This is a genomic window from Vibrio sp. YT-17 (genome assembly GCF_033337375.1).
Classification (GTDB): Bacteria; Pseudomonadota; Gammaproteobacteria; order Enterobacterales; family Vibrionaceae; genus Vibrio; species Vibrio alginolyticus.
The window spans coordinates 157540-168461 of the sequence record NZ_JAWOQP010000011.1; the positions used below are offsets into that span (position 1 = coordinate 157540).

General features: G+C 43.6%; 3 protein-coding genes. All 3 read right to left on the reverse strand.

Annotated features, from left to right (window positions below; translation table 11 throughout):
• Positions 1-9: 9 nt before the first annotated feature.
• Genes R7F67_RS12885 through R7F67_RS12895 form a run of 3 tightly spaced genes read right to left on the reverse strand, consistent with a single transcriptional unit; the run spans position 10 to position 10870 of the window.
• Entirely contained in the window at positions 10-1323 is a 1314-nt protein-coding gene (locus R7F67_RS12885; RefSeq protein WP_047102180.1) for an HlyD family type I secretion periplasmic adaptor subunit, read from the reverse strand.
• A complete protein-coding gene (locus R7F67_RS12890; protein WP_318057204.1) occupies positions 1320-3491 on the reverse strand; it encodes a type I secretion system permease/ATPase in 2172 nt (723 codons plus the stop codon). The genes R7F67_RS12885 and R7F67_RS12890 overlap by 4 nt, the downstream gene beginning before the upstream one ends.
• Complete coding sequence (locus tag R7F67_RS12895; RefSeq protein ID WP_318057205.1) at positions 3488-10870, reverse strand: Ig-like domain-containing protein; 7383 nt, start codon at positions 10868-10870, stop codon at positions 3488-3490. The genes R7F67_RS12890 and R7F67_RS12895 overlap by 4 nt, the downstream gene beginning before the upstream one ends.
• Positions 10871-10922 lie beyond the last annotated feature (52 nt).

Below are 10922 nucleotides of genomic sequence, written 5' to 3' on the forward strand. Positions count from 1 at the left end.
TCCTTATGTCTATCTTTCTCTGAGCGAATTCTCTTTCGCACGTAATATAGGTTTTAACCAATAATTCAGTACTGTTTTTTCTCCTGTAAGAATGTCTACCACAACCTGCATTCCCGGGATGATCGTAAACTTATCATCAACCTTGAAAGTAACGTTGGCACGGTAGTAGGCATTGCCCTCTTCATTTTGAAGTGCATCGGCGCTTACGTAGGTCACTTCTCCTTCTAGACCTCCGTAAATGACAAAGTCATAGGCAGACAACTTTACCGTTGCCGGCAGGCCAGGCCTTATGAAGGCGATATTCTGAGGAGAAATTCTCGCTTCAACGATTAACGTGCTATTACGAGGGACTATTTCTAAAATAGGCTCACCCGGCTTAACCACACCTCCGATGGTTCTGACAAAAACATCTTTGATGGTTCCATCGACCGGAGAAAGTAACTGCGTTCGATTCAACTGATCCGCAATCGCCTGACGACTTTCATTGAGCTGCGCTAGTTGCGTCACAACTTCATTGAGCTGCCCTTGTGCCTCTGCCCTAAAAGCAAGCGCAGTACCACGATAATCTGCGATGGATTCAGAATACACAGCCCTTTGTTTTTGGGCAGCAGCTTGTGAACTCGCGATGTCTCCTTTGAGCTTTATAACGTCTCTATTCAGTTTTAATAATTCCACTTCAGCTACCGCGCCACTAGAAACCACCTCTCTCAGCATATCTCGCTCTTTCGAGACAATAACCAGACTGCTTTTTAGTGTTTGAATGGTATTCAAGGTATCTAGATAAGCTTGCGATTGTTGCTCAATTCGCAATTTAGCCTCCTCCAGCTCAGACTCCAGTTGGCTCAACCGCTCAAGATAGTTTGCTTTGGCATTCAGATAGGCAGAGTGGCCGGTCATCGAAATATCAAATGTCTGAGGCTCGATACTCACTTGTTGTTTCCAATCCAGTTGGAGGCTATTCACTTTTACCGTTTCTAATTCAATTTGAAGCCTCTGCTTTCTGGCGAGCAAAGATTCAACTTGTTCAGAGGTCTCCGAATAGGTCGACTTAAACCTTGTATCATCCAGAATAGCGATGGTTTGCCCCTTAGTGACGCTTTCACCAGGCATGACAAGTAACTCCTTTAGAATGCCTCCCTCTAAGCTCTGAATCGTCTGAACAGACAAAGTAGGAACAACTTTTCCTTCGCCGACAACCACTTCGTCTAACCTCGCCCACGAGGCCCAAATAATCACACTCAGCACTAACGCGGCAGACAACCAAATCAACGTTCTCGAACGGTTTGCTAAATGAGCATTACTCCAACGAACTGTGCTCATCATTGACCTCCTTCGCGTACAATTGATACTGCGCGTACTCTGTTCGTTTTCGCGTTAGACTGTTGTTTAGCAAAAATTTCTTGGGGCGCTCCTTCCCTCAAAATTGTGCCTTTATCAAGCACAACAATTCGATCACAAAGCGATAATAAGGAATGTTTATGAGAGCTAATAATCATCGTCGTCGAGTGCGGCAACGATTTGAGAGCATTAAACAACGCATTCTCAGCAGGCTGGTCTAAGGAACTGGTTGGCTCGTCTAAAATTAATGCTGCTGGGTTTCGATAAAAAGCTCTTGAAATCGCTACAGCTTGCCTTTGCCCCCCCGACAAATAACGCCCTCCTTCTCCGACTTGCGTTTCTAGGCCATGAGGAAGGCGGCTCATGTACTGGTTCAAACCCGATAATTCTATCGCACGGCGTAATCGTTCTTGATCAATAACATGATGTCCTAATACTATGTTTTCCATAATGCTGCCGTATATAAGATGCGAATCTTGGCCAACCCAACCCGTTTTCTCTCTTATCAATTCGGCGGGCCAAAGCTGACTGTCAATGTCATCAAAATAAACGCTACCCTGTAAGGTACTGAGTTGATTGGTAATAATAGAAAGGAGTGTAGACTTTCCTGCTCCTGCACTACCAATAACGCCAACGCGTTCGCCTTGCTTGATAGTAAGATTAATATCTCTCAAACATGGCATATCAACATCTGGGTATTGGAAGCTCACGTTTTCTAAACGTATATTCCCTGTAAATTCGGCAGACGTAATGACCTGACTGCGTTGCACCTCCTGAGGTAAAGACATGATAGAATTTAAGCCTTCAACCGCTGTTTTTGTCTGTTGATAGCGAAGTAACAGCATAGCTAACTGGTTAATCGCCCCTGCAGCACGACCGCTAAGCATGACAATAGCAATGAGCTCCCCCATGCTGAGCAATCCCTCAGAAATTCTGTACACGCCTGTTACAAGTAACATTACGGTAATTATCTGCTGGCTAGATTGAATGGAGTAAGCAACGATATTCGAATAGTTTCGCGATTGATTTTGCCAATCAGAAAGCATGGATACCGTTTGCTCCCAACGCTTTTGTGCTTCTCCCGTAGCGTTATTTTGCTTAATCTCTTTTAAAGAGGACAATGAATCAAACAAGTGAGCTTGTCGCTTCATGGATAGTGCAGCACTTTCCGTATGTGATTGTTCTATTTTTGCTTTTACCGCAAAGCCAAGGATCAGCAGGGTAAACATGACGGCAATAGGTATGAACATCATTGCCCCACCTAGCCAACCTATTAAGACTAAAAATAACAACGTAAATGGGAGATCAACTAAGGTCACAAGAGATGCAGAAGTAAAAAAATCGCGAACACTATCAAAATCTTGTAGTTGTCGAGCGAATGCACCGACTGATGCAGGACGGTGTTCAAGTTTCATCCCCATAACTTTAGAAAAAAGTATCGAAGAAAGCTTGTTATCGATGTACTTACCCGCGGTATCAGTGACAACTCCCCTTGCTTTACGCAATAGCCAATCAAAAATAATGATGACGGAGACACCAGCGACCAAAACCCATAATGTACTGAAAGCTTGATTAGGCACTACACGATCGTAAACGTTCATAGTGAAAAGCGGAATAACTAGCGCTAGCGTATTGATAAGGAAAGAGGCAATCAAAAGATCTCGATACCACGGAGACATTTCTTTCACTACGGCGAAAAGCCAATGTTCATTATAATCCGCTTGAATAGAACTTATCCGTTTGTCCAGCTCTGGACGCATAGAAACTTGCCATGCTTGAGGCTGGAATTGATTATGCAGTTCCTCGCTCGTGACGTATTGCGTTTCACCTTGATCTTCACTAAATAACGTGACTTGATAATCGCTGTTATGTCGCTCAGATATAATAGCGGGTTGTAACGTCTTCCTATTGATTACCACCAATGGAAAGCTCAACATTGCGGTGGATTTTAAATCGATTAATGTGAGTTCAAGATCGGCTCGCTCAGCGGCTCTGATGAATAAGCCACTATCCAATCTACCCTCAACAAGAGGTAATCCAGAAAGCACCTTTTTTGTATGGTGTCTAACCTCAAAATAACGCATCAACCAAGTTAACGATTGCCCCCAAGGATCGTTAGTCAGCTCACTTGATGAGGATGAGTGATGCTTCATGACATACCACCTACTAGCAAGTTGTTGTCATCAATCATCTTCTGTAAGACATTTTCTTCGGCTACGCCAGTCGAGTCACCTTTGTAAAGCTGATCGAGAGTGACGCCCTGCATAAGAATCTGTTGTTTTGTCCCCGTCTCTTCTGGTTTTATGTGAAGCGTTACGCCATCATCATTCTCTGTTAAATCGAGCTTATTATCGACTTCTGTTATCGAGGTAGCGGTGATTATCGAGGCGATGTCAATTGTGTCATTATCATCACCAATAACGGATATTTGGAAGTCGTTGATCACATCGTACGAGGGCTTTAACTCGTTACCGAGCCCTGAACTGTCAAACTGGAATACATCGCTGCCACTTCCTCCAATAAGCAAATCATTAGCATCTGTCGCAAGTAATGTTTGGCCCCCTTCTTCCACTAAGGCAACATTGACTGTCTGAGCAGCACCTTCTGCGACTGTAGCACCCAGTGTTGCAATCGGTTTTATCGACAACGTAAAATCACTTGCACCGCTAAACCCGCCAACGATGGAAAGATCAGCGACATCCTCTTGATCAACAGTATAAAAGCCGTTCAATCTTTCACCATGACTCAACTCTAGATCTGTTGGTAATCCGCGAATCTCCACACTTCCAAACTCTTCGGGTGCAGGGTTGACTAAATTCATGCTCAACCCTAAAGGAATACTCCCAGACGCTTCAGACACAATAGATTGATAATCGGCCGTTAGTGTTGGCTCATCAGCTTCAGGGGTAACAACAATGGTTAGATCGGTGCTTTGCACATCTCCAAAATCGGTTTCGAGTGTCTCTGACACTATCGCTTGATCAAACGTTCTAACATTGAGAGCAACATCCATCGTTCCAAATGCATCCTTCGGAACGAACTCCAAACCTGACACTTCATTTGCTCGCACTAATACCGTCGCCACGGCATTGCCCGCGTCATCGAAGGTAAAGGATGAGAATTGAGTTCCAATACGAATCCTACCTAAGCCTTCCAATGCAGAGGGTTCAGAGCTTGCTTTGATCAACATCGACACTTCTATATATTCGTTGCTATTTGTTTCAAAACCGCTCGCTAAAAAGTCAATCGAAACGGAATCACCTTCATCTCCAGTGAACGTGTTAGAGGTTGTATTCAACGATACATCGTCGCCAATCGGTTTTACGCCGACGTTGAACTGAGAAGTGGTATAGTTATAGTCGTTTGATCCAGACTCTTGGGTAATAGCTTGCAGTGTTAGTGAAATATCCCCACTAAAATCTAGTGGCGGTAGAAAGTAAACCTTATCAAGTTGTGCTTGAGTTAGCTGCCACTCCTTGCTCTCACCATCCGTTGAACCGTTATCAGGGAGTAATTCGAACGTCCCATTATTGTCCCAAACCAACACAGCTCCGTCTGGCACTCCTGTCATGACCAAAGACATCGACTCAGAACCATCTTGATCGATTAATGATGCAGATAAGTTTCCTAAATAAATATAATTATCTTCATCACCAACTACGTCTTCTGTTTCCAGAACCGCTTTATCAACCACTGGGGCAATGGTAACGGTAACTTCTGTTGATTTAGTTTGAGTATCTTTCGCACTGTCAGTACTTAAACAACTTCCCGTGACTTCATCAGTAATGTTTGCGTCAACGGAAATAACAAGCTCTCCACTGTAGTTTTCAGGTGGGATTAACTGAATTTCGTTTAGACGCGTAACATCTGTCACTACCCATGTTCCATCACCGTTGTCAATGAGTAGGCTCGGGTCCACGGCAGTAAACCGCGCATTCTCGTCAGACACAGATAAAGAAACCCAATTGACACTTTCAAGGCCAGTCGCTGCGTCACCTTCTCCAGTAATGGACTGCATTGGCCCTTCACTATCGCCCAATACAAGAGCAAGATTCAGGTTGGTTATAGTATCTTCTTGAACCGTAACTTCGCTTGGTGCTATCGCGATATCATCGACAACAGGAGAGATTTGTACCGTAATGGTCTGAGAGGTTGTTTTCGAGTCACCATCGCATGGGGCCGTTTCTGTCACTTCTAAATTGAAAGTAATGCAACCAGCAAAGTCCTCATCCACGCCAGTAAGCGTCAAGGAAGACAATCCAGCGCTAGAAATTGAATAGCCCAACAGATTGCCTGCATTATCATAAGCAGGTATCACACCTTCGCCAGTAAGCTCGACTCCTTCAGGTAAAGAATCTGCGGCGACAAAGAAGGAAACTAAGTTACCATCACTACTCGCCACATCAGGGGTTAAAAACGCCCCAATTGAGACATCTTCACCTTCTTTACCTACAATATCCCCACTTTGAACGCTTCCTGGTTCACCAGGATCAGCACACTGGTCTCCATCTCCTTCATGGCCAGTAATTTGAATTTGGAACTGGCCTGTGATGTATTGGGCATCCGTTCCATCTCGAACATACGCTAACACATTCACATCAAGTATCTCTGTGTTAGATGGGCTATAAATCGATGCGCCAGCAAGCAAATCTTGAGCGGTTTCCAACACGCTATCACTTGTGATTCCTTCCATTGGAATCAGCCAGTTCCCATCGGCATCTTGAGAAGCACCATTCGGATGAGTAACAATGAGGTCTTGACCCTGCGGTATCTGTAAAACGATGTAATCGAGATACTCTGAACCATCAATATCCGCTTCTGTAAATGTAATGCCTCCACTCACGTCAACAGCAGACCCATCCGTACTTGTGAATACTTCAGTCGCGCCTTCTAAACGTGTTTTGTCAATATCTTCATTACCAATATCCACTTTTCCAGAAACCACGACGCTCAAAGAGCCATTGATTGCCTTTACATCAGCCTCCAGCGTAGGAGGCGTGTCTGTCACTTCGTACTGAACTTCCAGGCTAAATGTCCCACTTAGGTCTTCATTAGCTTTTACAGTGATTCGTCCACTGTTTAACAACTCAGATAATGTTGCCGAGCTACCATCAAGTAGTTCATTGAGTTCTAACGGTAAGTTACTTTCCTCTACTGCATTACCATCAAAGTAAAGCGTTAAGCCATCTGGAATGGATACAATGGTGTATCCTGTCAAGGACTCACTAGAATCTATATCTTGATTAACGACAGGCTCAAGATTTAGTGTGATGAAATTGTCCTCAATACCATTGCTTTGTAATTCTTGACCGTCAGTTTGATCAACAATAGGTGAGATTTCCATTTCCACTTTAAGAGGGGTTTCAGCAGAATCACCATCCGGCTCTGTTGAAACGACGATAACATCCATGCTCAGTGTTCCACTAAAATCTTGCTCTGTTTTGAGGTAAGTGTTTTCAAGAACAGCGTTCGAGACCTGATAAACTGGCCCCGTTATTGGGTCCACGTATGCAATTGGAAGAGCAATAGGGTCACCATTTACATCTGTCAGTTGTGTTCCCAAAGGGATGTTCTGAAGCAAGATATTAATTTCTTCTGATAGATCGTCGTCTGATGTCTGGATGATAAAATCCAGTTGTATCAGGTTATCTTCGTCTAACGTAGAGAGATTACTAATTACTTTAGTCGCTTGATCATATTGCCAATTCCCCTGTCCACCATCTAGGACGATTGGTTCATCGACCACGCCTTTTAGCTTAATGTCAATGGTTGCAAATTGGCTCTCGGCGGTTTCATTAAGAGGTGCTAAGCCATCAATAGTCGACTCTGTTGAAATGGCGGTTACTTGAAGGGATAGAGATTCAGTAAATGAGCTGATGTCCGATTTTGGTTGAAGTAACGCCTCTGAATTGGCTAGAGCATTGGAGGTCACTAGGTAGGTATTAATACCGATAAGCGTAATCCCAGCTCCGACAGGCAATGTCCAACCATCTTGAACTTCTATGCGATAAGACAGAGACTCCGAGCCATCTGTGTCAGTGAGCCGCCCTAGGATGTACTCTTTTAAGTCAATCGCTTGGTCTTCAAGCCCCTGAATGTTTTTAACGGTCAGCGTAGGCACATCGGCATCTGGAGATATATCGATAACAACTTGCTCAGTGATCTCCGCTGTTTTATCTTGCTCATCGGCAAACACACTACCCGATTCAGTCGTTACTGCCGTTACATCAAAAGTAAATCTTCCGGCTAAGTTTTCGTTAGATGTGATTTCAATTTGATCTAACTCGGATTGGCTATACGCTTTCCCTTCCTCAATAGCACTTCCGTTAAGTGTTAATATAAGCCCATCTGGAATATTCGAAATTTGGTAGTGGAGCGTTTCAGAACCGTCTTGGTCAAACTTTTCAGCGACAATATTGAGCGAAAGTGATTCAGCGGAATCTTCAACACTTTGATAAGAAAAGTCCGAATCACTAGACCACTCTGGCAAATCTGCAACCGGTAAAACGTTAACATTTAACGTGTTATTGCCTTGTAATACAAAACCATCTGGTTCGACATCAGATACGATTAATGCAGACACTGCTAACGAAACTTTGATAGTGTTGCCCGACAGGTTTAGCGCTGGTTGATAAGTGAGATCACCATTTGGAACGGTGAATATACCCACCCCCATTAGCTCTGTACCAGAAAGACTAATAAATCCGTCATTATCATCATCTTCAAGGCGCACTCCGTCTAAAAACAGAGCCCCTCCTTGTAGAGATTCAACAGAGATCCTTATCGCTTCAACACGCTCATTATTCTCCGTATCCCCAGGAGAAACTCTAATCGGTAACGCGACTGGCGTGGGGTCTCCACTGTTATTCGCGCCATTATCTTCTAACGTATCTACATTAACGGTTCGAATAAAGCCCCTGGCATCATCAAGAATTAATTGAGCTTCACTGCTTGCTTGGTCACCGTCTGCATCCGTCACAGTTATCGTTAGATCATCAAGCAAACCACCTACAGGCGTATTAACAATAAGCTCGGTAGTTAGCGTAAATGTCCCATCTTGAGCAATAGTCAGCGTTCCATATTTTAAGTTACCATCACTACTATTGATTAAATCGATGGTCCAAGCATCATTGCTAAATACCGAACTCGCCGTATCGTGTGTTTCACCTGCATAGGTCAAACTTGAAATCAACGTGCCATCTGAACTGATTAAGTCGGCATTATTGCTAAACCAGTTTCCCGAAAACTCATCCCCCTCGGTAAGTTCAATTTCTATTGGTGAGCTTGTGTCTTCAGGGATATCATCTACTACACTAACGGTATATGTCTCAGCTTCAGACTGGTCGCCATCCTTATCAACGGCATAAATTGAAAAACTGAGTTCTAATGTGTTCTCGTCCGCTGGAACACCGTCAGGTTCATCGTGTTCAAGTGCACGGTATAGATCAAACTCGACAGTCCCATCGGTATTAAATCTAATTCTAAAGACGTCTTGCTCGCTTTCATCTCTTGCATATAACCAACCATTCGAGTCCGGTGAATCAAGCGCAACCAGGCTGCCACTACTTGTTTTATAGCCGAGCGCATTGAACATATCGATATTCACGCTCACACTGGCGATAGAGTCTGAACCTTGTACTAGCGTAATGGATGGTGACGAGCCCTCGATGCCAGAATCAAGCGAATCATCATTCAGCCCGCTTTCATTGACTGTGATTCCCTCTGTAATTACTAGTTCCGGAAACAAGCCATCATAGACCAGTATGTTGGACTCCGTAGAGATCTCGCTTCCATCAGAATCTCTCGCCACGATGGGCATAGAGATCGACAATTGCGTCCCATCACCTAAAACATGGTCAAGCGAGTGATAAAGCTCTACAGTTACATTAACCGTAGACGTATCATTTGATGGCAAAGAGAAGTCACTAGGTAACGTGACCCTAAATATAACGTCTCCATTGTCTGAAATTGCGTCAAAGCTTCCATCATTGTTATCGTACCAAGTGACAGCCTCTCCGTTGTAAGTAACTGCATCACCAAGTGTAGTTTTGACAGTATCTCCATCATTTATGTCAACACCCAGATACACAATCGGATCGAATGATGACGTAACTATCACATCCGTATTCGCTATGGCTGAAACCCCATCAGAAGCAATGTTTGTATCGACAGGTGTTTCAGTCAACTCGACATTGCCACTATTGATTAGCGCTTGTCCATTGTCGTTATCTATCACATTAATGTCTAAAACGACCGACGTGTTATCTTGGTCTGAGTCCATTGCAGTAACAACGAGAGGTACGTTTGGATCAGTATTTTCTTGTTGGTCGAGAGCCTGAAAAAGCTCAAAGGAGTAGGTAATGTCGCTATTTGCATCAATAGGTAATGAAGCATTGAGGGTAGCTTGAAAGATGGGAATCTGAGTTTGCCCATCTTCGTCAAGAATATAACCATCAAGTGTTTTGCCATCCGCAGAGACTTGATAAAGCACAACTTGTTCACCACTCGTCAACAAGGGTTGTTCAGAGACGATGAACGACAAAGATTCGAGGTAATCACTGCCAACCTCAACTTGAAAATTCCCTGAGCTCAACACACTTCCATTTGCGAGATCAAATTCTTTTACTTCTACCCCATTCAAATTATTTAAAGTTGGGTCTGTGCCATCCTTTAGAACATAATCAATTTCATTCTCTACAAGCGGTGTGGCATCTAAATCTACGCCACCAATGGTCAACGGGAAGGTTACCGTATCACTGCTATTGAATTGATCGATAGGGTGCTCAAGAGTAAGTGAAATTGAAGCTAATACATCGTTACCCGACTCAACGCCACTCAATGTTAACGTAAATACAGTGACACCATTCGCAAATGCTGTAATTTGCTTTCCACTGGAACTTAACGTGTAGCTAAGCTCATTATCAGAGACTGAGCTTGTAAGCCCTAATGCTTCTAACTTAGTAATAGATGACCCACCGAAATACAAACTACTCGGATCCGGATTGTCAGATCCCGCGACAATATTGACAGTTCCTTCAAAGTTCAATATCGGGCCATCCAAAGGGACTTCTGTTACGTCTATAGTCGCATTGCCTACGTAACCTGCTTGTCCATCAGTAATGTCAATGGTCGCGTTAGCCAAGCCATAGTCTTGGGAGTCATCTGCAGCTAAATAGCTGAAAGAAACACTTTGCTCGACCGAATGATCTAGGTTTCGACCTGCATCAAACTGCCAAGAGCCATCAGAAAATACGGTTAATTCGCCTTTTTCTAAACTAAAACTTACGGATCCCCCCTCTAGAATTGACTTCTGCTCCCCGCCAGCCTCTACAAATTTCACATAAAGTGTTCCATCAAGATCAATATCATTTTCAAGTAGATTGCCCGTAATTGTTTGATCTTCTAAGACTGAGTATGTGTCATCTCTAATCACCGGATCAGAGTCATAAATAGTAATCGTTAACGGTGCCACAACCGTCTCTTGTGTACCGTCAGCATCACTTTGAATGCTTTCAACCAATACGTTAGTCACCAGCTCATCTTGACCTACACCATGATCAATCGCTTCATAAAAAGTAATTTGA